Here is a 23,661-nt window from a genome sequence, read left to right on the forward strand (position 1 = left end):
CGATGCGGGCCGGAGCTCGGGTGTGGTGGTGCCGGGAGGTGAAGCGGAGTCAGTCGATGCCGGGCAGGATGTGCGGCTCGGCGAGGTCGTCCTCGTAGCCGGCCAGCCGGATCGGTGCGGACCTGGCCCAGACCTCGATGTTCCGGAGCTTCTCGGGCCCGCGGGCCCGCTCTCCGTGCCGTTCGGCCGGTCGCTTCTCGTGCTTCGTCAGTTCCGGTGTCGTCACCGCGCACTCCTTTGTGTCGCGTAGCCCCGGGCATCGCCGATGTTCCGGCCTCATTACCGGGAATCGGCCGCCCGTGGTGGGGCAGGGGCAAGAACAGTTCGGTCGCGGTGGCGCCGGGTACGGGGCGGGACGGCGACTTGGTTGAAAGCCTGTCCCGGGACGGTCGAGGAAGGTTTGTGGACTCCTCGATTACGCCCGTTCACATCAGGGTAACCAAATGAGCGCTTCCGCGCTCGATGGAACGTGTGCTCTAGGTCACTTTCAGCCACCGAATATGGGAAGGGCCCGGTCGGGAGCGACTCCCGACCGGGCCCACGGCGGCTCACGCCCGCCGCATCACCGGACGACTACCAGTTGGCGGGCGCGTAGTCCTTGAGGAAGCAGCCGTACAGATCCTCGCCGTCCTCGCCGCGCACGATCGGGTCGTAGACCCGGGCGGCGCCGTCGACCAGGTCGAGCGGGGCGTGGAAGCCCTCCTCGGCGAGGCGGATCTTGTCGGGGTGCGGGCGCTCGTCGGTGATCCAGCCCGTGTCGACAGCGGTCATCAGGATGCCGTCCTTCTCGAACATCTCCTGGGCGCTGGTGCGGGTGAGCATGTTCAGGGCGGCCTTGGCCATGTTCGTGTGCGGGTGGCCCGCACCCTTGTAGCCGCGGCTGAAAACGCCCTCCATCGCCGAGACGTTGACCACGTAGGCCCGCTTGGCGGCCGTCGCCGCCATGGCCGGGCGGAGCCGGCTGATCAGGATGAACGGGGCGGTGGAGTTGCAGAGCTGGACTTCCAGCAGCTCGATCGGCTCGACCTCCTCGACGGTCTGGATCCAGCTGTTGGTGTCGTGCAGGTCGGGGACCAGTCCGCCCGCGTCGATCGCCGTCCCGGCGGCGATCCGCTCCAGGGAGGCGGAGCCGGTGACCAGGGCGAGCTCGGTGACGTCCTGCGCGCTCAGCCCTTCCTTGCGGGCGGCCGGCAAGGCCGCGACCCGGTCGACGGTGCCGCTGCCGAAGGTGCCGATGACCTCGGCGGCGGGCAGCTCGCCCGCCGGGAGCGGCGCGGACTCGGCATTGACCAGTTCGCCGTACGCGTTCGCGGAGCGGCGCACCGTCTGCGCCGCGTTGTTGATCAGGATGTCCAGCGGGCCCTCGGCGGCGACCGAGTCGGCGAGCGCGACGACCTGGGCGGGGTCGCGCAGGTCGATGCCGACGATCTTCAGCCGGTGGATCCACTCATCGCTGTCCGGCATCGCCTTGAAGCGGCGGATCGCGTCGTTGGGGAAGCGGGTGGTGATGGTGGTGTGCGCCCCGTCGCGCAGCAGCCGCAGCGCGATGTACATCCCGATCTTCGCCCGGCCGCCGGTCAGGAGCGCGCGCCGCCCGGTGAGGTCGGTCCGCGCGTCGCGGCGCGCGCGGTTCTCCTGCGCGCACGGCTGGCAGAGCTGGTGGTAGAACGCGTCCACCTCCACGTACCTGGTCTTGCAGATGTAGCAGGACCGGGGCCGCTGGAGCACGCCCGCGATCTCGGCACGGGTGGACGAGGACGGCAGGACCCCCTGGGTCTCGTCGTCGATCCGGTCGGCCGAGCCCGTCGCGGTGGCTTCGGTGACCGCCTTGTCGTGCGCGGTCTTGGCGGCGCGGCGCTCCTGGCGGCGGCGCTGCTTCACCGTCCGGTAGATCCCGGCCGTGGCACGGCGCACGGCGATGGCGTCGGGGTGGTCGATCTCGATGGTGTCGAGTTCGTCGAGCACGCTCAGGCAGACGGCCAGCCGCTCCGGGTCGATACCGGGACCGAACTCCTCAGTTCCGGGAGCGAGCTCCGGGCTGTCCTCTGTCACCGTCATTGCCGTTCCTCTGTCATCCGCTTCTCGTGGCGCCGACCGCCGTACCTGCTCCTGCCGGGCCGAACGCCCCGATCAAGTCTGCCATGCACCTGATGCTGCTCCGTTCGCGTGACTTCACGGCCGTTCGGCGCCGTCGCCGGGCCTCGGGTGCGGGCGACCGCACCGCCCCGGCCCCGACGCCCGGGGCACCGGCCGTTCACATATGCTTCGCTGCCAGACGGCCGGGGTCGGGCCGTGCCGTGCGTGGGGGGTGGTGGAGAGTGGCCGGAATCCCCGCGGACGGTTCTCCGGCGAGGCCCGTGCGCTCGGGTTCCGTTCCCGCGCAGCAGGGTCCTCCCCCGCTCGGCACCGGTTCGGTGTGGGACGTCGACGCCGTGATCCTGCTGGTCGAGGACGACGCGGGCGATGCGCTCCTGGTCGAGGAGATGCTCGCGGACAGCGAGCTGGACTCCGCGCTGACCTGGTGCAAGACGCTGACGGAGGCCCGCCGGTTCCTCGCCGGCAGCCGGACCCCGTGCTGCGTACTGCTCGATCTGCATCTGCCCGATGTGTTCGGTCTCGACGCCGTCACCCAGATCGTCGAGTCGGCGCCGGACGCGGCCATCGTGGTGCTGACCGGCCGGGCCGAGGCCGATACCGGGCTGTCGGCCGTGGCTACCGGCGCCCAGGACTATCTCGTCAAGGGCCGGCTCGATCCGGAGGCGCTGGGCCGCTCCGTCCGGTACGCCCTCCAGCGCAAGCAGGTAGAGCGGGCGGCGGCGGCGCTGCGCGCCAACCGGCTGATGGCGCAGGAGAACGCCCGCCTGGAACGCGGTCTGCTGCCCGTGCCCCTGCTGCACGACAACTCCTTCGAAGCGGTCGCGCGGTACGAGCCGGGCCGGGCGCACGCCCTGCTCAGCGGGGACTTCTACGACGTGGTGCAGACGTCCGACGGCACGGTGCACGCGGTGATCGGCGATGTGTCGGGGCACGGGGCGGCGGAGGCGGCGCTGGGGGTCTGTCTGCGGGTGGCGTGGCGTACGGCGGTGCTGTGCGCGACCGGCCAGCTCGAACAGGTCCGGCTGCTGGAGGAGATCCTGGTCGCCGAGCGCTCCGACCCGCATGTCTTCGCCACCGTCACCTCGCTGGCCTTCGCCCCGGACCGGCGCCGGGTGCGGGTGGTGCGGGCGGGGCACCCCGGGCTGCTGCTGCGCAGCGATGCCCGGGTGAGCTGGGAGGAGCCCGAGCCCGGGATGGCGCTGGGTCTGGCGCCTGGGACGGGGACAGCGCGGTGGAGCGCCTCGGACCTGTCGCTGCCCGGGGACGGCCGGGTCGTCCTGTTCACCGACGGTCTCTTCGAGGGGCGCTCGGGCCCGGGTTCCCGGCTGGGCGAGGAGGGGCTGCTGGCCATGGCCCGAAGGCACGGGGCGCTGGCGGCCCGTGCCTTCGTCGACGCCCTGGTCGACGGGGCCGCGGGGGCGGCGTCCCCGTACGGCGGTCTCGCGGACGATGTCGCCGTGCTCCATCTGGGCTGGGGACGGAGCGGCGCGCGATGAGCGGCCGTGACGCGAGCGGTCCGGCCTCGCGCCTGTCGGTGCAGCACCGTGTGCATCTGATCCTGGCCGTCTTCGTGCTGATCGTCTGCGCCGGATCGGCCGTCGGCGGCTTCGTGCTGTCCCGGACATCCGACCGCACCACCGAGCTGGTGGACCGAATCCAGCCCGCCCGCTCGTCGTCGTTCCAGTTGCAGAACGCCCTGCTGGACCAGGAGACCGGGGTCCGTGGTTTCGCGCTCACCGGTGATGCGACCTTCCTGCGCCCGTACGAGCAGGGGATGCGGGACGAGAGCCTCCAGCTGGCCCGGGTGCGGGCGCTCGTCGGGGACGAGCAGCCCTTCGCCGACGATCTCGACCGGATCGCCGCAGCCGCGCGGGAGTGGCGCGGCCGGCACGCCGAGCCGCTGGTCGCCGCGGTCCGCCGGGACGGCCCGGCCTCCGAGTCCTCGGTGCCGATCCGGCAGAGCAAGGACGAGTTCGACACGCTGCGGCGGCTGTACACGGCCCAGCAGGCCCATCTCGACGTGGCCCGCGACCGGGCCCGCGCCGATCTGAGCACCGCCCGCACCACCCGGGACCAGGTGCTCATCGCGCTGGTCGTGGGCTTTCTGCTGACTGTGGTCTCGCTGGGCCTGCTGCTGCACCGGACGGTGGGGCGCCCGCTGAACCGGCTGACCGCCGCCTCCGACACGGTCCGTTCGGGGGCGTTCGACAGCCGGATCGAGATCGCCGGCCCCTCGGACGTACGCGCGGTGGCGGCGGCCGTCGAGGACATGCGCCGCCGTATCGTCGAGGAGCTCGCCGATTCCCGGGAACGCGAGAAGCTGCTGGCGGAGCAGGCACAGGAGCTGCGCCGCTCCAACGCGGAGCTGGAGCAGTTCGCCTATGTCGCCTCGCACGATCTCCAGGAACCGCTGCGCAAGGTCGCCTCGTTCTGCCGGCTCCTGGAGAAGCGGGCCGCGGCCTCGCTCGACGACCGGGCCCGGCAGTACATCGACTACGCGGTGGACGGCGCGGACCGGATGCAGGTGCTGATCGACGATCTGCTCGCCTTCTCGCGTGTGGGCCGGGTGCACGACAAGTGGAAGCCGGTCGCTCTCGACCGGACCCTGGACCGTGCGCTGGCCGATCTCGCGCTGGTCGTCGAGGAGTCCGGCGCCACGGTCGTACGGGAGGGCCCGCTACCAGAGATGACCGGGGACGCCACGGCGCTCTCCATGGTCTGGCAGAACCTGATCGGCAACGCGGTGAAGTTCAGCCGCCCGGACGTGCCGTGCCGGATCTCCGTCGGCTGCGTACGGGAGGGCGAGGACTGGCACTTCCTGGTGGCGGACAACGGCATCGGCATCGCGCCGGAGTCCGCGCAGAAGGTTTTCGTCATCTTCCAGCGTCTGCACGGCAGGGACGAGTACGAGGGAACGGGCATCGGCCTGGCCCTGTGCCGGAAGATCGTGGAGTTCCACGGCGGCCGGATCTGGCTGGACGAGGAGACCACCGAAGGCACCCGCATCCGTTTCACGCTGCCGGTCACCCCCGACGTGCCCGCGCGCACCGCGGCGGAGCCGCTCGTCACGGACCCCATGGCCGGGCGGCCCGGCCATGGCTGAGAACTGCCGGGTTCTCCCCGGAGTGGGACCGTTCGTCGCGGGTAGGCGGACACCGAGAAGCTGTCACCGAACACCCCTGCGTCGCCCTGGCTGGAGCACATGAACGAACAGGTCACCTCGCGACCGGCCGGCCGCCCCTGCCCGGACCGGTCCACGGAGGTTCTGCACAGCGCCGAGGTGTTCGACGGCGAGCCCGGGTGTATCGCGCAGGCCCGGGCGCTGGCCGACCGCTTCCTGGTCCGGCTGGCCGCCGAGTGGCTCGCGGTCTTCGGTGAGCACACCCGCAGCGATCTGCTGCTGGCGGTGAGCGAGCTGGTCACCAACGCCGACCGCTACAGCCAGGGCCCGTATCTGCTGGAGCTGGAGGGCACCGCGGAGCGCGTCAGCGTCACGGTGTACGACTCCAGCACCGCGTTGCCGTTGTTCTACTCCCCCGACCCGACGCGCCCCGGCGGCCACGGCATGGAGATCGTGGTGGCGCTGTGCGACCGGCTGACCGCCGAGCGCGTGCCGGTGGGCAAGCGCATCCGGGCCGAGTTCGAACTGAGCAGCTGAGGCGTGGGGCGGGACGCCGCCCGCCCCACGACCACGGTCAGCCCGGTGCGGGCGGGGCGTCCGCGGCGGCGGTGCCCCGGGCCGACGGTTCACTGCCGACCAGCGGCTTCTGCGCGAAGTCCAGCTTGAGCGTGCGGCCGTCGGCTAGGACGGTGGCGGCGATGGCCCCGTCGTACGCGAAGCCGTCGGGCAGCCGGAAGGCGGACTGCAGCACCGGGATCTTGCTCCCGCCGGGTTCGGTCCACTTCAGGTGGAGGTTGGATCCTCCCTGGTGCTCGAAGAACTCCACCTTGAGTCGTAGGCCCTGCCCGCGGTCAACTCGACCGGCTGCGAGGTCTGTTCCTTCTCCCAGTCGTCGGCCCAGTGGTCGATGACCGGCTTCCCGTCGATCCAGAGCCGGAAGCCGTTGTCGCCGATCATCGAGAAGAGGTGGGCGCCGGTCCTCTCCGGCACGATCTTTCCGGTCCACCGGAGCGCACGGATCCTCCTGGCTGAGGAAGGGGGGCGGCTCGTCGCAACAGGATGTACAACGTTGGAAGGAACGGCAGTTGGCGTGACAGCACGACACCCGAGCCGATGTTCAGGTACATGACAAGACGGGGCCGAATGCGCCTGGCATCCGTTGAGACGGCAGTGTGTCAGACGCTCTCGAAGACGCAGTCACCGCACAGGCCGCCGGCCGGTGTGCGGTAGTACAGACAGCAGCTGCGCCGGCGGAACGCCGTGTCGTGAGGGGTGCCGGTGTTCCGGAGGTCGGGGTGGTCGAAGAGTTCGGCGGCCAGTGCGCGGGCCCGCGCGGCCACGTCGGGGCGGTGGTGCGTTCGTGCCCAGGCGACGAGTTGGCGCAGCGCTCCCGCCAGCGCGGACCCCGCGTTGCCCCACAGCAGCCGGTCGGACAGGGGGCCGTCCCGGTGGATCGCCTCGGCAAGGGGCACGAGGTGGCCGTACTGGACCGCCTCCCGGATCCGGCAGGCGGTGCCGGGCAGCGACTCGGTGCCGTCCAGCCATAGTTCATCGGGTGCCGGGTGCCGCGGGTCCCAGTGGAGGGCGGCGGGCGAGAGACCGGGGAAGCTGCCGGTCAGTGCCGCCGGTCCGAGGGCGACCGACCAGAGGCGGGAGGCCAGTCCCAGGTGCGCGACGGAGGCGGCCACTCGCCGTTCGGAGGTGTCCAGCCGGGCGGCGACGGTGTCGATCCGGGCCGTGAGCGGGGCCTGCTCCCCCGCGTACAACCGCGCCAGCGGGCGGTGCGTCCCGTCGGGCGGCGCGGTGGTCCGCAGCGCGAAGAATCCGCCCACCGAGGCCGCCGCGGACCCGTCCATCGCTTGCGCTCCTTCTCGGCACTCCGGCCTTCGGCCCCGACCCGCGCGGCCCCCTGACGTGCCACGGCCGCCGTTCACCGTAACCCCCCGCGGGTCGAGGGCTCCGGGAGGGGCTGAGCTCTCCGGGGGGAGAGCTACCCTCCGCAGGAGGACACTGGGACTGCGGCCGTACTACCAAAGCAGTACGCCGAATCGCCGTCTCAAGGACGACGACGCAGCCGCGTGGAAGAGACATCGTGGTGTACATGAGTTCCCTTGCGCTGTCCGTGCTGCTGTCACTGGTCTCCGCGGTCGCGTACGCGGCCGGGGCGATCGTCCAGGAGCGCGTGGCGACGACCGGCGACGACCGCTCACTCGCACCGCTGCGCAACCGTGTCTGGTGGGCCGCCGTGGCGCTGAACGGCGGGGGCGCGGTGCTCCATGTCGTGGCCCTGGCCTACGGCCCGCTCAGTCTGGTCCAGCCGCTCGGCGCGCTGACCATCGTCTTCGCCCTGCCGATGGCGGCGCTCTTCGTACGCCGACGGGCGGGCGCCACGGCGTGGCGGGGCGCGATCATGGCGACCGTCGGTCTGGCGGGCCTGCTCACGCTCACGGGGAACTCCGAGTCGCACTCCCTGAACGGCACGGATCAGCTGATCGTCGCCGGTGTGACGCTCGGCGCGGTGGCGCTGCTGGCCCTGATCTCCGTGGGTGTGCGCCGGCCGGTGGTACGGAGCGTGATCCTGGCCGGAGCGGCGGGCATCGCGTTCGGCATCGCCTCGGTGTTCGTGAAGACGGTGGCGGTGGGGTGGGCCTCCGGTGCCCTGGCGACGGGGCTCCCGGCGCTGCTGGCGATCGCCGGTTTCGCGGCCACCGGGCTGCTGCTCTCCCAGGCCGCGTACCGGGGTGCCGGGCTGACCGCTCCGCTGGCGACGGTGACCGTGGTGAACCCGGTGATAGCGGCGGTCGTCGGCCTCACCATGTTCGGCGAGCAGTTCCGGCACGGCACGGCCGGGACCATGCTCGCGCTGGCCTGTGCGGTGCTCGCCGCGGGCGGCCTGATACTGCTCACGACGGAGCGGCTGGGCGCGGAGCACCTCGCCGCGCAGGCGGCGGGCAGCGGGCTCCCGGACGCGTCGGCGGGCGGGACGGACGCGGAGGGCGAGGAGGCCGGGGTGCCTGTCTTCCCGGCGCCTGCGGCCCCGACGCCCGCCGGGTCCGTCGAGGCGGTCCCGGAAGTGTCCTCCTCAGCGCGTCCCCTTCCCACGCTGATGCCGCTGGAGTGTCTGGACCGGGTGGCGTTCGGGCCGGGGCTGTCGTCGTACACCGCCACGGAGCGGCGGGGCGGCTCGTCCGCCGGGTCCGCCGATCCCGACGACGCGGCCGTTCAGACGCTGACGCCGCCCGCCCTGAGGTAGGCCAGCGGGTCGATGTCCGATCCGTAGCCGGGGCCGGTGCGGATCTCGAAGTGCAGGTGCGGGCCGGTGACGTTCCCGGTGGAGCCGGAGCGGGCTATCCGCTGGCCCGCGGAGACGTGCCGGCCCTCACGCACATGCAGCGCGGACAAGTGGGCGTACTGGCTGTACTTGCCGTCGCTGTGCCGGATGACGACCTGGTAGCCGTACGCCCCGCCCCAGCCCGCCGAGACGACCGTGCCGGAGGCCACCGCCCTGATCGACGTGCCGGTCGGGACGGGGAAGTCGACCCCGGTGTGATAGCCGCTGGCCCAGGAACCGGCCTGGTGGTACGGGGTTCCGATGCCGGCCGCCACGGGGGCGACGAGACCGGAGTGCTTCTCCGTCCGCTCCTTCGGACGGTGGCTCTCGGTCTTCTTCGGATGCGGTTTCGGCTTCGCGGTTTCGTGGTGCGGCTTCGCCACCTGGTGCTGGGGCTTGGCCGCTTGGTGCCGCGGCTTCGCCGCCTGATGCTGCGACGCGACCGGTCGCTGCTTCGGCGCGGTGGCCGTCCGGGGCTTCGGCTCGGCCTTCTGCTTCGCCTGCGCGGGCGTGCCCGTCCGGGGCACCGTCCTCGGCGACCGGGCCGTGTCCAGGCTCAGGCGCTGGCCGGGCAGGATGAGGTCCGGGTCGTCACCCACGACCTCGCGGTTCTGTGTGTAGAGGTGCTGCCAGCCGCCCCGGACGCGCTTCGTCGCCGCGATCGCGGAGAGCGAGTCGCCGCGTGCCACGGTGTACGACTCGCGCTTGCCGGGCACGGTGGTCGGCGTGGCGGGTGCGGAGGCGCGCTTCGTCGTCGGCTTCCCCGCGGCGCTCTTGCCGGGGGCGGCCTTGCCGGGCGTCCGCACCTGACCGGTCCGCTGCGACTGCGGGTTGATGTCGGTGGTGTCCCCGCCGCTCGTCAGCCCCGCCTTGGTCGAGCAGCCCGGCCATGCTCCCGGTCCCTGTGCGTCGAGCACCTTCTCGGCGATGGCGATCTGCTCGTCCTTGGTGGCCAGATCGGCGCGCGGGGCGTAGACCGTGCCTCCGTACGCCGCCCAGGTCGAACGGCTGAACTGCAGCCCGCCGAAGTAGCCGTTGCCGTTGTTGATGTGCCAGTTGCCGGTGGACTCGCAGACGGCGACCTTCTCCCAGACATCCGTCGAGGCGGCGCCCGCCGATGCGGCTGCGATGAGCGGGAGCGCGATGCCCGCACCGCCAGCGGTGACCGTGAGCGAGGCACGGTTGATCCGGCTGGGCTGATATCTGCGGTGCCGTCCGTTCGCGGCCATGACTTGGCTCCCCCACTGACAGTAGGACACGTCGCAAGCGCCCAACTTATGTGCAGACAAAGGCCGATGACAAGAGAGCACCCCGTCTCCCCCCGCACCGGCCCGTCCTGCGGTCACGGTACGGGCGCGCCCGCCCGGGTGGCGGATCGGCGCCGGGCCGCCGCGTCCACGAGAGCGGTCATGAGCCGGATGTCCTCGCCCATTTCGGGGTGCCACTGGACCCCCAGCACCAGGCTCTCGTGGTCGGTGAGTTCGATGGCCTCCACGGTGCCGTCGGACGCGTACGCGCTTGCCGTGAGACCCGATCCCAGGCGGTCCACGGCCTGGTGGTGGTAGGTGGGCACCACGGCCGGCTCCCCGACGGCCGCCGCGTACACCGTGCCGGGAACGGGGGTGACGGCGTGTTCACCGAAGACGCCGGTGCCTCCGGTGTGGCCGTCCAGGTGCTGGTGCAGGGTACCGCCGAGAGCGACGTTGAGCAGTTGCATGCCCCGGCAGATGCCCAGCAGCGGGACCTGCCGGTCGATCGCCGCCTCGATCAGGGCGAGTTCCCACGCGTCGCGTGCGCGGGCCGGCGGGCCGGTGCGGGGATCGGGCGTCTCGCCGTAGCGTGCCGGTTCGACGTCGGCGCCGCCCGCGATCACCACGCCGTCCAGTGCCGCCACGGCCTCCCGGGCCGCGTCGGCGGTGTCGTCGGGCGGCAGCATCACCGCCAGCCCGCCGGACGCCCGCACCAGGCGCGGGTAGGAGGCGGGCAGCAGGGTGGCCGGCATTTCCCACACGCCCCACCGGGCCGGTTCCTCATAGGTGCTGATGCCGATGACGGGCCGGGCCATGGAGCCCCTCCTCTGGTTCGTTCGCTGCTCGGTCGCGGTGCGGCCCCCGCCGCTTACGGACGCGGCAGGGGCGGGCTCGGGGACAACGCCCTTGTGCCGCGGTCCCGTTCACTCCCGCGACAGTTCGGCCTCGGCCGCCGCCAGGGCGGCGAACTCCTCCTCCGGGGCGCTCGCGACGAGGCGGTGGCGGCTGTAGAACGCGAAGTAGGCCAGCGCCACCACGTACACACCGAGAGCGATGAACGCGGCGTCGCGGTCCACCAGGAAGGTCGCCACCAGTGCCGAGCATGCCAGTACGAACGCCACGGACGAGGTGAGCGCGCCGCCGGGTGTGCGGTAGGGCCGTTCGAGGTGCGGTTCGCGGCGGCGCAGCACGATGTGGGAGAGCGCCATCAGCGCGTAGCTGATGGTGGCGCCGAAGACGGCGACGTTCAGCATCCGGCCGCCGTTGCCGATCCAGGCGGCGAGCGTGAAACCGATCGCGCCGGGAATCAGCAGACCGAGGTAAGGAGACTTGCGACGGTTGGTCAGCGAGAGGAAGCGCGGCAGGTATCCGGCCCGGGAGAGCGCGAAGAGCTGCCGGGACCCGGCGAAGATCAGCGAGAAGAACGAGGCCACCAGGCCCGCCAGGCCCGCGTAGTTGACGAAGCGGCTCAGGCCTGTGGGGCCGCCCTTGCCCTCCAGCGCGACCACGAGGGGGTTGCCCGCTTCCTGGATGGCCTTCGCACCCTGGGCCCCGGTGGCGGAGAGGAAGGTGAGCACCGCCAGTCCCACCAGCACGGTCAGCGAGATCGCGAGCGCCTTCGGCATCGACCTGACCGGGTCCTTGGCCTCCTCGGCGGCGAGCGGCACGCCTTCGACGCCCAGGAAGAACCACATGCCGAAGGGGAAGGCGGCCCAGATGCCGAGCAGCCCGAAGGGCAGCCAGGACGAGGAGCCGAACGCGCCGGTGTCCACCGGGATGTCGTCGAGACGGGCCGCGTCGAAATCGGTGAACGCGCCGATGGCGAAGACCAGCAGAGCGGCCACGGCGACGGCGGTCACGATCAGGCTGAACCGCAGCGCCTCGCCGACGCCCCAGAGGTGGATGCCGATGAAGACGGCGAAGCAGGCGAGGTGGACGGGCCATCCGGAGGTGAGCCCGAACAGGCCGAGGGATTCGACGTAGTCGCCGATGAACAGCGAGATGGCGGCGGGAGCGAGGATGTATTCGATGAGGATGGCCGTACCGGTCAGGAAGCCACCCCAGGTGCCCAGGGCCCGGCGCGCGAAGCCGTAGCCGCCTCCGGCGGTGGGAAGGATGGCGGAGAGTTCCGCCAGTGCGAAGACCAGACACGCGTACATCAGGCCCATCAGCACGGTGGCCACGGCGAGTCCTCCGAAGCCACCCTTGGACAGGCCGATGTTCCAGCCGGAGTAGTCGCCGGAGACGACATAGGCGACACCGAGTCCGGTCAGCAGGAGCCAGCCGGCGCTGCCCCTGCGCAGGGTGCGACGGTGCAGGTACTCGTCCGTGCCGGTCACCGCGCCGGCCGCGGGGCCGGGTGGGCTGGTGGGGGTATCGGTTCCCTGGGCCATGGGGCGCTCCAGATGTGGGTCGACGGCGCTGCGTCGAGGCGTGGGAGGCGAAGAGGGTCTATATCAAAGGTTCACCGGCACACCTTTGTGGAACGCCAGGGGAAAATACAAGAGGCGCGCGTTAAACAGTGGTTACGGATGTGCTCCATGCGCGTGACGGCTGCACATGACACCTCGCAGGGGCCGATTCACCGCCACCGGACGGCCCTCTTCCCAAGCAATGGTTTCCTGCCATACCTTATGGATCTCGGTGCACCCAAGGAGGAATCCCGTGGCAGACCGCACACCCCCGCTCGCCGTCGAGGAGCTGCGCTCACTCGTCGCGAGCGGCTCCATCGACACCGTCGTCCTGGCCTTTCCCGATATGCAGGGCCGGCTCCAGGGCAAGCGGTTCGCCGCCGGGTTCTTCCTCGACGAGGTTCTGGAGCACGGTACCGAGGGCTGCAACTATCTGCTGGCCGTGGACACCGAGATGAACACTGTCGACGGCTACGCGATGTCCTCCTGGGAGCGCGGCTACGGCGACTTCGCGATGCTCCCGGACCTCGCCACCCTGCGTCTGCTGCCCTGGCACGAAGGCACCGCGCTGATCGTCGCGGATCTCGCCTGGAACGACGGCAGTCCGGTCGTCGCCGCACCGCGCCAGGTCCTGCGCCGGCAGCTGGACCGGCTGGCCGGCCTCGGCTACCGGGCCCAGGTGGGCACGGAGCTGGAGTTCATCGTCTTCAAGGACAGCTACGAACAGGCCTGGGACCGCGGCTACCGGGGGCTGACCCCGGCCAATCAGTACAACATCGACTACTCCATCCTCGGCACCGGCCGCGTCGAACCGCTGCTGCGCCGCATCCGCAACGAGATGCAGGCGGCCGGGCTGACCGTCGAGTCCGCCAAAGGCGAGTGCAATCTCGGCCAGCACGAGATCGCCTTCCGCTACGACGAGGCGCTGATCACCTGCGACCAGCACGCGATCTACAAGACGGGCGCCAAGGAGATCGCCGCGCAGGAGGGCGTCTCGCTCACCTTCATGGCCAAGTACGACGAGCGCGAAGGAAATTCCTGTCATATCCACCTCTCGCTCACCGACGGCAACGGTGACAACGCGATGGCGGGTGACGGCCCGGACGGCATGTCGGACCTGATGCGGCACTTCCTCGCCGGACAACTCGCCGCCCTGCGCGACTTCTCCCTGCTGTACGCGCCGAACATCAACTCCTACAAGCGGTTCCAGCCCGGCTCCTTCGCACCGACCGCGGTCGCCTGGGGGCACGACAACCGCACCTGCTCGCTGCGTGTGGTCGGTCACGGCCGCTCCCGCCGCTTCGAGAACCGGCTGCCCGGCGGCGACGTCAACCCGTATCTCGCCACCGCCGGACTGGTCGCCGCCGGGCTGTACGGCGTGGAGCACGAGCTGGCGCTGCCGGAGGTCTGCACGGGCAACGCCTACACCTCCGAGTACGAGCGGGTTCCGACCACCCTGCGCGAGGCCGCCGACCTGTGGGAGGCCAGCCCCATCGCCAAGGAGGCGTTCGGCGAGGAGGTCGTCGCGCACTATCTGAACATGGCGCGTGTCGAACTCGCCGCCTACGACGCCGCCGTGACCGACTGGGAGCTGCGACGCTCCTTCGAGCGCCTGTGACCTCCGCCCCGTCCCTCACTCCCGATCGAGGCCCGTACGTGTCCCAACAGTCCGCACCACACAGCCTGGACATCCTGAACCCGGCCACCGCCGAGGTCATCGCCACCGTCCCGGCCGCCACCGCCGCCGACGTCGACGCGGCCGTCGCCCGCGCCGCCACCGCCCAGCGCGTCTGGGCCGCGGCGGCACCCGCCGACCGCGCCCGGCTGCTGCGCCGGTTCGCCGCCGTCGTCGACGAACACATCGAGGAACTGGCCCTCTCCGAGGTCCGCGAGGCCGGTCACACCATCGGCAACGCCCGCTGGGAGGCGGGCAATGTGCGCGATCTCCTCGACTACTGCGCGGGCGGTGTCGAACGCCTGCTGGGCCGGCAGATCCCGGTCGCCGGCGGCATCGACTTCACCGTCCTGGAACCGCTCGGCGTCATCGGTGTCATCGCCCCCTGGAACTTCCCGATGCCGATCGCCGCCTGGGGCGCGGCCCCGGCACTCGCCGCCGGCAACGCCGTCCTGCTCAAACCCGCCGAGACCACACCTCTGACCGCACTGCGCCTGGCGGAACTGGCCCTGGAGGCCGGGCTGCCCGCCGGGCTGTTCCAGGTGCTGCCGGGCGAGGGTCCGGTGGCCGGAGCCGCCCTGGTGGACCACCCCGGTGTGGCCAAGATCGTCTTCACCGGCTCCACCCGGACCGGCAAGCACATCATGACCCGCTGCGCCGATCGCGTGAAGCGCCTCACCCTGGAGCTCGGCGGCAAGAGCCCCAACGTGGTCTTCGCCGACGCCGACCTGGAGGCCGCGGCGGCCGCCGCCCCGATGTCCTTCCTGGACAACGCCGGCCAGGACTGCTGCGCCCGGACCCGCATCCTGGTCGAGCGCACGGTCCACGACCGCTTCCTCGACCTGCTGGCACCGGCCGTCGCGGCCGTGGTGGTCGGCGACCCGTCGGACGAGAAGACCCAGATGGGGCCGCTGATCTCGGCCGTCCAGCGGGAGCGCGTGAGCGGGTTCGTGGACGTGCTGCCCGACGGCGTACGGACCATCCTCGGATCGGCGCCCGACGGCCCGGGGTTCTGGTACCCGCCGACCGTCCTCGCCGGGGTGTCGCCGGACGCCCCGGTCGCCGTCGACGAGGTCTTCGGACCGGTCGCCGTGGTGCTGCCCTTCGACGACGAGGCGGACGCCGTACGGCTGGCCAACGCGACGGAGTACGGCCTGGCCGGGTCGATCTGGACGCGTGACGTGGCCCGTGCCCTGCGGGTCGGCCAGGGCCTGCGGGCCGGAAACCTCTCGGTCAACTCGCATTCCAGCGTCCGCTACGCCACCCCCTTCGGCGGCTACAAACAGTCCGGACTGGGCCGCGAACTCGGCCCCGACGCACTCGCCGCCTTCACCGAAACCAAGAACGTCTTCATCAGCACGGAGGCCTGAGCACCATGACCGACACCACCGCAGTCTGCCGCCGCCTGGTCGGCCGCACCGCCGTAGTCACCGGAGCCGGCAGCGGCATCGGACTGGCCACCGTCCGGCGTCTGGCCGCCGAGGGCGCGCACGTCGTCTGCGCCGATGTGGACGAGGCGAGCGGCAAGGCCGCCGCCGAGGAGGTCGACGGCCTCTTCGTACGTACCGATGTCACGGACGCCGAGCAGGTGGAGGCCTTGTTCAAGGCCGCGTTCGACACGTACGGCTCGGTCGACGTCGCCTTCAACAACGCGGGGATCTCGCCGCCCGAGGACGACTCCATCCTGGAGACCGGCCTCGACGCCTGGCGCCGGGTGCAGGAGGTCAACCTCACCTCCGTCTATCTGTGCTGCAAGGCCGCCATCCCCTACATGCGCCGTCAGGGCAAGGGCTCCATCATCAACACGGCCTCGTTCGTGGCCCGGATGGGTGCCGCCACCTCTCAGATCTCCTACACCGCCTCCAAGGGCGGCGTGCTGGCCATGTCGCGCGAACTGGGTGTGCAGTTCGCGCGGGAGGGCATCCGGGTCAACGCGCTGTGCCCCGGCCCGGTCAACACCCCGCTGCTCCAGGAGCTGTTCGCCAAGGATCCGGAGCGGGCCGCGCGCAGGCTGGTGCACATCCCGGTCGGCCGGTTCGCCGAGCCCACCGAGATGGCCGCCGCCGTGGCCTTCCTGGCCAGCGACGACTCCTCCTTCGTCAACGCCACCGACTTCCTGGTCGACGGCGGGCTCACCGGCGCCTACGTCACACCGCTCTAGACCGTCTTCGCGGGCTGACGCACGGGACGCACGATGCGCGCGGGTGCCGGGGCGGCCGGAAGCCGGCTGCCCCGGCACCCGCGTGCCTTGTGTCTCAGCCGCTGACGCTCGCCGCTCCGGTCTCGATGTGGCCGGTGTACCGCCGCGACCAGGAGGTGTCGCCGCCGATCGTCACCGTGAAGTCGTACCAGCCCTTGGTCAGCGCCACCGCGTTGTCGGTCCCCGCGGGCATGGCGGCTCCCGCCGGCACGCCCGCGCCGAGCGCCACAGAACCCCTTCGGTGATCGGTGTCATCTGCCTGCCTTCGCCGGGTTCGGATGCGTCGTTGTGAGCTCGAAGCCGGGCGTGCCGCGCCGTATGGCCTGACACCAGATCTTTGACGGGAGGGCTACGCACATGGTTGCCGACCTGTCAGTGATGCAAGCGGACCCAAAGGTTCCAGAGGAGATGCTTGCGGAAGGGTAGCCATCGACCGCCAGCCCGGGGTCACCCCAGCGCCCCCTGGAGCGTCCGGTCGAGCAGGACCGCCCGCAGCCGCTCGGCGAACGCGTCGGGGTCCTCGGTGCAACCGGTGTGGCCACCGGGGAACTCGACGAGCCTGCCGCCCACTTCGTCCGCCAGCCGGGCCCCCGGAAGCGCCGTGAGCAGGGTGCGGGAGTCCTGCCCGACGCCGATGACCAACTGCCCCGCACCACGGCGCAGCGCCGCCGGGTCCGGTACGTAACCGCTGAACGAGCACAGCACATGCTCCAGGAAGCCGCTCCCGCCGGGCATCATCAGCAGCAGCGGCCCTTCGCCGCGCACTTCGTAGTACAGCGTCGCCTCGGGCACCTTCAGATGTCCGGTGCGCTCCGGCACCGCACGGTCAGCCATGATCCGCCTCCCTCTCGTCCGTCGCGGACGGCCAGTGCTCCAGCAGGAAGTGCAGGGCCTCGACGGACCGCTCCCAGGACGCCTGCACGTCGCGCGGCGCACCGAAGCCGCCACTCGCCTCCAGGGCGCAATAGCCGTGGAAGGTGCTGCGCAACAGCCGTACCGCGTCCGTGAGATCGGGCTCGGACAGGCCGTAGGCCCGCAGCATCGCGCCCGTGGTCTCGATGGTGCGGTGGTACGCGGAGGACCGGGCGACGGCTTCGGGGTCGACCCGCATCTGCGTCGCCTCGTACCGTCCGGGCCGCTCCAGGGCGAAGGCCCGGTAGGCGTCGGCGAACGCGACCAGGGCGTCCTTCCCGGCCCGGCCGGCCACGGCGGCGGCGATCCGGTCGATGAACTCCCCGGCGGCCAGCAGTGCGACCCGGGTCCGCAGGTCGTGCAGATTCCTGACGTGCGAATACAGGCTGGCGTCCTTGACCCCGAAGCCGCGGGCCAGTGCGGAGATCGTGACCTTGTCGAAGCCGATGGAGTCGGCCAGATCGGCCGCCGCCTCCACCACGCGTTCGGTCGTGAGACCCGCGCGAACCATTCGCCACCTCCACCGAAGTACCTAGAATCCCTAGGTAATTACCTAATATACACAGGCGAACCCGCTCGGGCGATACCGAACAGGCCGTTCCCGCACCCCGTATCCATACTGAAGATCCCGGCGTCCCCGGACCTGCCGGGCATCCCCGAGATCAGAGCACACACATGAGCGGCACTGCGCAGATCGGCGTCACAGGGCTCGCGGTCATGGGCCGCAACCTCGCGCGCAAGTCGCCCGCAACCGATTCACGGTCGCGGTGCACAACCGGACGACCCCCAGGACCGACGCCCTAAGGGAGTGGACGAGAACGGATATCTCATCCGCACACAACGATCCCCGCACCGGGGACACTCAACCATGCAGTACCAGTGGTGGTCAGCAAGGAAGAAGGCTGGCATCACCCGAAATCTCAACCCGTATTCACTGCGACACTTCTTCGCCTCGAACTGCCTCTCCAAGGGTGTTCCGATCACCGATGTCGCAGAGTGGATGGGACACAGCAACATCAACATGACTTTCAAGATCTACCGCCACCTCATGCCAGCCTCGGTAGGTCGGGCAGCTCGGCTCCTCAACGAGGGACTGTGAAGCGCTTAAAGACGAAGGGCCGGGCTTGAATGTGACGCCCCCGGACCCCGCTCCGCACGGACCGAACGGACGTGCCACAGAGCGCGGACGACCATCCGGGGGACATTGGCGACACCATTACAGCCTCCCAGTCCGCGATCGCCTGTACCTCATAGGCTCGGTGGTCCGTTCCATCATGGTGGTCCGCCGAACTGCCGAAGACCACGAAACCGGAAGCAGGCAGAGCCGCAATGAGCAGCACAGCGCAGATCGGTGTCACAGGACTTGCCGTCATGGGGCGCAACCTGGCCCGGAATTTCGCACGCAACGGATACACCGTCGCTGTACACAATCGCACAGCCGCACGCACCCACGAACTCGTCGAAGAGTTTGGCGATGAGGGTGATTTCATCGCGACCGAGAGCGCCGAGGATTTCGTGGCAGCCCTGGAAAGGCCACGGCGTCTGGTCGTCATGGTGAAGGCCGGAGAGGCCACGGACGCAGTGATCGCGGAGTTCACTTCTCTCTTGGAGCCCGGCGATGTCATCATCGACGGAGGCAACGCGCACTTCGCAGACACGCGCCGCCGAGAGCGCGAGTTGCGCGAGCAGGGCGTCCACTTCGTCGGCACCGGCGTCTCCGGCGGCGAAGAAGGCGCGCTCAACGGACCGAGCATCATGCCAGGTGGCAGCAAAGAATCTTATGACTCACTTGGACCAATTCTGGAAAAGATCTCCGCAAAGGCCAAGGATGGCGCCCCGTGCGTCACGCATATCGGTCCTGACGGCGCCGGACACTTTGTAAAAATGACGCATAACGGCATCGAGTACGCGGACATGCAACTCATCGGCGAGGCCTACCAGTTGCTCCGCGACGTGGCCGGATACTCCCCCGTGCAGATCGCGGACATCTTCCGCGTCTGGAACACCGGGCGCCTGGAGTCCTACCTCATCGAGATCACAGCAGAAGTGCTCTCACATGTCGATGCGGCGACCGGTAACCCCTTCGTGGATGTTGTGCTCGACCAGGCGGAGCAGAAGGGCACCGGCCGTTGGACCGTGCAGGTCGCCCTCGACCTGGGCGTTCCCGTCTCCGGCATCGCCGAGGCCGTCTTCGCCCGCTCCGTCTCCGGCCACGCCGCCCTCCGTGATGCCTCACGCCACCTCGCCGGACCGACCGCCCGCAAGCCCGGTGAGGACGAGGCGGCGACATTCGCCGACCAGGTCGAGCAGGCACTGTATGCCTCGAAAATCGTCGCCTACACCCAGGGCTTCCACGAGATCGCGGCCGGCAGCGAGCAATACGACTGGAACATCGATCTCGGCAAGGTCGCCGCGATCTGGCGCGGCGGATGCATCATCCGGGCCGCGTTCCTCGACAGGATCACCAGCGCCTACGAGGCCCAGCCTCAGATGCCGAGCCTCCTCTCCGACAAGAGCTTCGCCGAAGAGATCGCCGCCGCACAGAACGACTGGCGCACCGTGATCGCCACCGCCGCTACCCAGGGCGTCCCCACCCCCGCCTTCGCCGCCGCCCTCGCCTACTACGACTCCCTGCGCGCCGAACGCCTCCCCGCCGCCCTCACCCAAGGCCAGCGCGACTACTTCGGCGCACACACCTACCACCGCATCGACCGCGTCGGCACCTTCCACACCATCTGGGGCGGCGACAGAACTGAAGTCGAAAGCTGAGCGGCATCAGGGCGAGGAGCGACGGCCACCCACCCCGGACTGGGTGATGGAGCTCAGGATCGGGCAAGGTCACCGCCCAATAGAGGTGCACGCCGGGGACTGCTACGCCATCGGGAACGTCGCCAACCGATCAGTCGCGAGCAGGCGCTCACCGCTCTCGCCGAGGGGGTCCGGGCGTACGCGCACTGCCGGCCGGACACTGAGCTCGGGGTGCTGTGAGCTGCAGCCCGGCGCACCCTGGAAGGATGAGCGTCCCGATAGTTGTCCACGGCCTGTCCCGCTCTGGCGGGCGGAGGGTCGCTATCAAGGGGAAGGTCGTCGGGCTCGCCCGCAATGACAGCGACCTCGTCGAATTTCTGAGGCGTGCCGGGCTCGATGATGCCTGGGAACTCGTCGACGACCCGCACTGGATCGAATGGCGCGGCGGGCGGGCGCACTGGTACGAAGCAGCGTGACGTTTTCCGTGGGGGCCCACTGGGGATCGATCCACACGGGGCGGACACCCGCAAGCCAGAGACGACTGAATGGTGAGCATCGCGCCTGACCAGCAGTGCGGCCCGGCGACGGAGAGTATGGAAGCCTTCACCGACAGCGAATTGCCAAGGTGGAGAAGAACTCGGCGCCCACAGCGTCGGCCATCAGCTTTTCTGCCCGCTCCAGGGTTTCCCGGGACATGGTCCGGTCGTCCAGACCGGACACCGCCAGTACATCCGCACTGAAGAGTGCGTCCCCCAGAACGGCTTTGCCCCTCGGGTCGGCCCTCCGGCCCTGCTTGGGGCCGGGGGGAGTGAAAGGTAGTTACTCCTGCGACTGGTATGCCGTCAGAGTGTCGAGGACTGGGGCTGTGAATGGTCCATGGCGTGCGGCTTTCCGGTGCAGGTGGGCGAAAACACTTCGAGTGAGCTGCCCTGGGAGGCAGACAGAGGCCCCGGGAGAAAGCCCGCGCGTGGTTGAAGTGGCCCGGAGCGTGTGTCTCCGAGCTGGAGGCCGGAATGTCCGCCGTACTGGGTCCGACGGTCGGCCCGTGCACCTGGCACAGTCAGCCCGTAACCACTCGCTGTTCAGCCCGCTGCCCCGATCCGCGCGAACACGCTGTCGTCGAGGTGGGCGAGAAGGTCGGCCGGGCCGGAATAGGTCTCGCCCGCTCCAGCCTCTTCGAGGTCCGCCCGGGGAATTCCGCCGGAGAGGAGAGCCACAGCAGCCACGGAGGCCCTGGTCGCCGCCTGCATGTCCCAGACGGAATCGCCTACATAGACGGTCTCATCCGGGGTCCCTCCGGCGATCTCCATCGCTTGCCGGATCGGCTCAGGAGCCGGCTTTCCCTCCTCCACGTCGTCCGCCCCCGCAATGTCCGCGATGACATCGTCGGCGTCGAGTGCCCGGCGCAGCGCTCCGAGTTCGTGGTCGGACGCGGATGTCGCAAGGACAACCGTCCAGCCCCTTCCCGCGAGAGTGCGCAGAAGCTCGGCCGCGCCGGTCAGCGCGGACAGTCGTTCGAAGCAGGTGGCGTACAGCGTCGTGTGCGCCCCGCTGATCCGTTCATCCTGTTCACGGTCCCGGTCCGCCCCGAGAAGGTGCTCGATCAGATCGTCCGAGCCGAGGCCGATGGCCTTGTGCACTGCTGCCATCGGCACTGTGTGGCCGGTCTGACGGAACGCCTCCCACCATGCCGCGACATGCAGGTAGTTGGTGTCCACGAGCGTCCCGTCCACATCGAATACAGCAGTTCGAGCCATGATGTGTCCTTCACAGTCCTGAGGCGGTGGTTGTGCGGACCAGGTCGCGTACCCGGTCCACCAGACCGGCTCCGGTGCGGGTGGGGGCCATGTCCCTGGCCCGGCGCACCAGCCGGCCGAGTTCATCCAGCTTCTCGGGCGGGAGGGCAGCTGCGAGTTTCGGGAACAGTTCGTGCTCTTCCTCGCGCACGTGGGAGGCGACCTCGAACTTCAGCTTCGCGATCGTGTCGTTGAACCGCGGGTCATGAACGCTCAGGTCTTCGAGGTCCTTGAGCATCTGCTCGGCCCTGACGTGCTCGGCGAGTTTCTTGTCCGCCAGTGCCGCACCGTGCGGTACATGCTCGCGGACCACGGGGTAGAGATGCAGTTCCTCGGCGACCGTGTGCCGTACCAGTTCCGCGGTCAGCCGGTCCGCGAGCTTCCGCCGCCGGGGGTGGTCGACCGGCTGCAACTCGATCTGCGAAAACAGTGCCTCCAGCTCACGGTGATCGGCCGCGAGCTCCGCGATCACATCGCCGCCAGGTTCCATCGCGACACAGCACCTCTCCTCGGGTTCATCACCCCTCGGGGAGGTGGCAGCACACAGACAACACACCCCGGGACCCAAAACCCGCGCCACGCGCGCGGGAACCACGCCGTGCTCACCTCCCCGGCCCACGTCTTTGTGATGCGATCACCACCGTCCCGCACCAGGATCGAACTACGGGCGGTGGCCCGGCCGCGCCCTGCCCCCGGTCTCGACCGCGGGGAAAGCCTCCTTTCCCGACGCGCCGGTCCACTTCCCGGCCCATGCCCGCCAGGGGGGCCTGGAGGTACGGATGCCGCGGCCCTTGTGGACCGGAGCCATTTCATTTGGCCTGGTCAGCATCCCGATCAAGGTCATCAGCGCGACCGAGGACCGCTCGGTTCATTTCCACCAGGTCCATCTGGAGGACATGGGCCGGGTCCGCACCCGCAAGGTCTGCTCGATCGAGGACGAGGTCGTGCCGCAGCAGGATCAGCTGCGCCTGGTGCGCTGGCTGACAGGCAGGATGGGAGTAGGCGGTCATGGCACGTGCGATCTGGACGGGTGTGATCACCTTCGGGCTGGTCAGCGTGCCGGTCGGCCTGTACACCGCGGTCGGGGACCGTATGGTCCACTGCCCGTCTGCTACGACACCGACCGGGATGCGGCGGTCGCACGGGCGCACGACCAGTTCCGCTGGTCGGTCGGCAGCTGGAAAGTCAACGCAGAGCTGCCCGGGCCGGCCGGATTCGCCAGGGTCTCCCAGTTCGTGCGCCCGGACGACATCGCGAATTCCATCCCGTGCGGTGACGACGTCGGCACCTTCGTCGAGGCAGTGTGTCCCTACGCCGAGGCGGGCTTCACGGAGATCGCCCTGGCCCAGCCGGCGGTGACCATCAGCAGCCGTTCCTCGACTGGGCGAAGAAGTCCCTGCTGCCCACCCTGCGTGATCTCTGAGAGCCGGTCGCGACAGTGAAGCTCCTCCAGCCTCCGGGTGTCTACGCGCCACAGGAAGACACAGCCATGCTGATATCCGCACTGCGGCGCGAACGTCTGTCACCCGGAGCGGAGGTGCTCGACGTGGGGACCGGTACCGGCGCGGTGGCGATCGCCGCCGCCCGCCACGGTGCTGCCCACGTGATCGCCATCGACACGTCGGCCGCGGCGGTGCTCACGACGCGACTGAATGCACTGCTGTCCGGGTACACGCGGGCTGTACGGGCCAGCCGCGGTGACCTGACGGAGCCTGTGACCGGCCTGAGGTTCGACCTGGTGCTGGCGAACCCACCGTACGTACCGTCCGCGGACATCCGATTGCCTCGTCGCGGTACTGCTCGCGCCTGGGAGGCGGGGATCGACGGCCGGGCGGTGATCGACCGACTCTGTGCGAAGGTTCCCGCTCTGCTGCGCCCTGGGGGCGTGCTGCTCGCGGTCCACTCCGCGCTGAGCGGCCCGGTGATCACCGTAGCGCGGCTGGCTGAAGCCGGTCTGGACGTCACCGTGACCGACCGACGGTTCGTTCCTTTCGGGCCAGTCATGCGTGAACGGGCCGCCTGGCTGGAGATGCGGGGCCTGATCGAGCGCGGCCAGGAGAAAGAGGAACTGGTGGTGATCCGTGCAGAACGGCCGTACTGAACCGGAGGTCACACCTCGG

Annotated in this window: 24 protein-coding genes and 2 pseudogenes; 14 read left to right on the forward strand and 12 right to left on the reverse strand. The window is 70.1% G+C overall.

What is annotated here, in order from left to right:
- Positions 1–49: 49 nt before the first annotated feature.
- Both BT364_RS41990 and BT364_RS33430 read right to left on the reverse strand, forming a co-directional pair.
- The gene (locus BT364_RS41990) at positions 50–226 is read right to left on the reverse strand and encodes a hypothetical protein (RefSeq protein WP_177328339.1); all 177 of its coding nucleotides are present in this window, start codon (positions 224–226) and stop codon (positions 50–52) included.
- A gap of 347 nt (positions 227–573) precedes the next feature.
- Positions 574–2,058, reverse strand: a complete 1,485-nt coding sequence (locus BT364_RS33430; RefSeq protein ID WP_072488963.1) for an SDR family NAD(P)-dependent oxidoreductase — start codon at positions 2,056–2,058, stop codon at positions 574–576.
- 260 nt (positions 2,059–2,318) lie between these two features.
- Between BT364_RS33430 and BT364_RS33435 the strand changes: the two genes are divergently transcribed.
- The 3 genes from BT364_RS33435 to BT364_RS33445 all read left to right on the forward strand — a co-directional run bounded on the left by BT364_RS33435 (position 2,319) and on the right by BT364_RS33445 (position 5,755).
- Positions 2,319–3,593, forward strand: coding sequence for a PP2C family protein-serine/threonine phosphatase (locus BT364_RS33435; RefSeq protein ID WP_371268677.1), 1,275 nt, complete (start codon positions 2,319–2,321; stop codon positions 3,591–3,593).
- Positions 3,590–5,200 carry a sensor histidine kinase gene (locus BT364_RS33440; RefSeq protein ID WP_072488965.1) on the forward strand — a complete coding sequence of 537 codons (1,611 nt, stop codon included), beginning with the start codon at positions 3,590–3,592 and terminating at the stop codon, positions 5,198–5,200. The genes BT364_RS33435 and BT364_RS33440 overlap by 4 nt, the downstream gene beginning before the upstream one ends.
- Positions 5,201–5,299: 99 nt before the next feature.
- The gene (locus BT364_RS33445) at positions 5,300–5,755 is read left to right on the forward strand and encodes an ATP-binding protein (RefSeq protein ID WP_072488966.1); all 456 of its coding nucleotides are present in this window, start codon (positions 5,300–5,302) and stop codon (positions 5,753–5,755) included.
- A 109-nt stretch (positions 5,756–5,864) separates the two neighbouring features.
- Here BT364_RS33445 and BT364_RS43540 read toward each other — a convergent pair.
- Positions 5,865–6,232: pseudogene (locus tag BT364_RS43540) on the reverse strand (PA14 domain-containing protein); the annotation flags it as partial.
- A 161-nt stretch (positions 6,233–6,393) separates the two neighbouring features.
- Entirely contained in the window at positions 6,394–7,074 is a 681-nt protein-coding gene (locus BT364_RS33455; RefSeq protein ID WP_072488967.1) for a (2Fe-2S)-binding protein, read from the reverse strand.
- Between the two features lie 236 nt (positions 7,075–7,310).
- Between BT364_RS33455 and BT364_RS33460 the strand changes: the two genes are divergently transcribed.
- A complete protein-coding gene (locus tag BT364_RS33460) occupies positions 7,311–8,471 on the forward strand; it encodes a DMT family transporter (RefSeq protein WP_072488968.1) in 1,161 nt (386 codons plus the stop codon).
- On the opposite strand, the gene BT364_RS33465 is transcribed toward BT364_RS33460, so the two are convergent.
- The 3 genes from BT364_RS33465 to eat form a co-directional block, all read right to left on the reverse strand.
- Complete coding sequence (locus BT364_RS33465) at positions 8,441–9,778, reverse strand: peptidoglycan DD-metalloendopeptidase family protein (protein WP_072488969.1); 1,338 nt, start codon at positions 9,776–9,778, stop codon at positions 8,441–8,443. The genes BT364_RS33460 and BT364_RS33465 overlap by 31 nt on opposite strands.
- 113 nt (positions 9,779–9,891) lie before the next feature.
- Entirely contained in the window at positions 9,892–10,614 is a 723-nt protein-coding gene (locus BT364_RS33470) for a gamma-glutamyl-gamma-aminobutyrate hydrolase family protein (protein WP_072488970.1), read from the reverse strand.
- Between the two features lie 108 nt (positions 10,615–10,722).
- Positions 10,723–12,192 (reverse strand): ethanolamine permease, encoded by a 1,470-nt coding sequence (eat, locus tag BT364_RS33475; protein ID WP_072488971.1) that lies wholly within the window; start codon positions 12,190–12,192, stop codon positions 10,723–10,725.
- A 271-nt stretch (positions 12,193–12,463) separates the two neighbouring features.
- Here eat and BT364_RS33480 point away from each other — a divergent pair, with 271 nt between their 5' ends.
- Genes BT364_RS33480 through BT364_RS33490 form a run of 3 tightly spaced genes read left to right on the forward strand, consistent with a single transcriptional unit; the run spans position 12,464 to position 16,046 of the window.
- Positions 12,464–13,828: a glutamine synthetase family protein gene (locus tag BT364_RS33480; protein WP_072488972.1), complete on the forward strand. Its 1,365-nt coding sequence runs from the start codon at positions 12,464–12,466 to the stop codon at positions 13,826–13,828.
- 38 nt (positions 13,829–13,866) lie between these two features.
- Positions 13,867–15,255: an aldehyde dehydrogenase family protein gene (locus BT364_RS33485; RefSeq protein ID WP_072488973.1), complete on the forward strand. Its 1,389-nt coding sequence runs from the start codon at positions 13,867–13,869 to the stop codon at positions 15,253–15,255.
- A 5-nt stretch (positions 15,256–15,260) separates the two neighbouring features.
- The gene (locus BT364_RS33490) at positions 15,261–16,046 is read left to right on the forward strand and encodes a 3-oxoacyl-ACP reductase (protein WP_072488974.1); all 786 of its coding nucleotides are present in this window, start codon (positions 15,261–15,263) and stop codon (positions 16,044–16,046) included.
- Between the two features lie 94 nt (positions 16,047–16,140).
- Here the strand turns inward: BT364_RS33490 and BT364_RS41995 are convergent, their stop codons facing one another.
- From BT364_RS41995 to BT364_RS33500, 3 genes are all read right to left on the reverse strand, one after another.
- Positions 16,141–16,278, reverse strand: coding sequence for a hypothetical protein (locus BT364_RS41995; RefSeq protein WP_177328337.1), 138 nt, complete (start codon positions 16,276–16,278; stop codon positions 16,141–16,143).
- A 254-nt stretch (positions 16,279–16,532) separates the two neighbouring features.
- Complete coding sequence (locus BT364_RS33495) at positions 16,533–16,919, reverse strand: TNF domain-containing protein (protein WP_072488975.1); 387 nt, start codon at positions 16,917–16,919, stop codon at positions 16,533–16,535.
- Positions 16,912–17,508: a TetR/AcrR family transcriptional regulator gene (locus BT364_RS33500; protein WP_072488976.1), complete on the reverse strand. Its 597-nt coding sequence runs from the start codon at positions 17,506–17,508 to the stop codon at positions 16,912–16,914. The genes BT364_RS33495 and BT364_RS33500 overlap by 8 nt, the downstream gene beginning before the upstream one ends.
- A gap of 164 nt (positions 17,509–17,672) precedes the next feature.
- Between BT364_RS33500 and BT364_RS43545 the strand changes: the two are divergent.
- The 5 genes and pseudogenes from BT364_RS43545 to BT364_RS33520 all read left to right on the forward strand — a co-directional run.
- Positions 17,673–17,806 (forward strand): annotated as a pseudogene (locus tag BT364_RS43545) (NAD(P)-binding domain-containing protein); the annotation flags it as partial.
- Entirely contained in the window at positions 17,806–18,096 is a 291-nt protein-coding gene (locus BT364_RS33505) for a tyrosine-type recombinase/integrase (RefSeq protein ID WP_072488977.1), read from the forward strand. The pseudogene BT364_RS43545 and the gene BT364_RS33505, both read left to right, overlap by 1 nt.
- A 230-nt stretch (positions 18,097–18,326) precedes the next feature.
- On the forward strand, positions 18,327–19,766 hold the full coding sequence (gndA, locus tag BT364_RS33510) for an NADP-dependent phosphogluconate dehydrogenase (protein ID WP_072488978.1): 1,440 nt from the start codon (positions 18,327–18,329) through the stop codon (positions 19,764–19,766).
- Between the two features lie 129 nt (positions 19,767–19,895).
- Positions 19,896–19,985, forward strand: a complete 90-nt coding sequence (locus BT364_RS43550) for a DUF6233 domain-containing protein (protein WP_256260331.1) — start codon at positions 19,896–19,898, stop codon at positions 19,983–19,985.
- Positions 19,986–20,011: 26 nt separating this feature from the next.
- Positions 20,012–20,221 carry a hypothetical protein gene (locus BT364_RS33520; RefSeq protein WP_072488979.1) on the forward strand — a complete coding sequence of 70 codons (210 nt, stop codon included), beginning with the start codon at positions 20,012–20,014 and terminating at the stop codon, positions 20,219–20,221.
- A 606-nt stretch (positions 20,222–20,827) separates the two neighbouring features.
- Here BT364_RS33520 and BT364_RS33525 read toward each other — a convergent pair.
- The gene (locus BT364_RS33525; RefSeq protein ID WP_072488980.1) at positions 20,828–21,502 is read right to left on the reverse strand and encodes an HAD family hydrolase; all 675 of its coding nucleotides are present in this window, start codon (positions 21,500–21,502) and stop codon (positions 20,828–20,830) included.
- Between the two features lie 10 nt (positions 21,503–21,512).
- The gene (locus tag BT364_RS33530) at positions 21,513–22,031 is read right to left on the reverse strand and encodes a hemerythrin domain-containing protein (RefSeq protein ID WP_072488981.1); all 519 of its coding nucleotides are present in this window, start codon (positions 22,029–22,031) and stop codon (positions 21,513–21,515) included.
- A gap of 289 nt (positions 22,032–22,320) precedes the next feature.
- Between BT364_RS33530 and BT364_RS44635 the strand changes: the two genes are divergently transcribed.
- Positions 22,321–22,983 (forward strand): Ku protein, encoded by a 663-nt coding sequence (locus BT364_RS44635; protein WP_409000736.1) that lies wholly within the window; start codon positions 22,321–22,323, stop codon positions 22,981–22,983.
- Complete coding sequence (locus tag BT364_RS33540) at positions 22,980–23,642, forward strand: HemK2/MTQ2 family protein methyltransferase (RefSeq protein ID WP_072488982.1); 663 nt, start codon at positions 22,980–22,982, stop codon at positions 23,640–23,642. The genes BT364_RS44635 and BT364_RS33540 overlap by 4 nt, the downstream gene beginning before the upstream one ends.
- The last annotated feature ends 19 nt before the right edge of the window (positions 23,643–23,661 follow it).

This window comes from Streptomyces atratus, assembly GCF_900119365.1.
GTDB lineage: Bacteria > Actinomycetota > Actinomycetes > Streptomycetales > Streptomycetaceae > Streptomyces > Streptomyces atratus_B.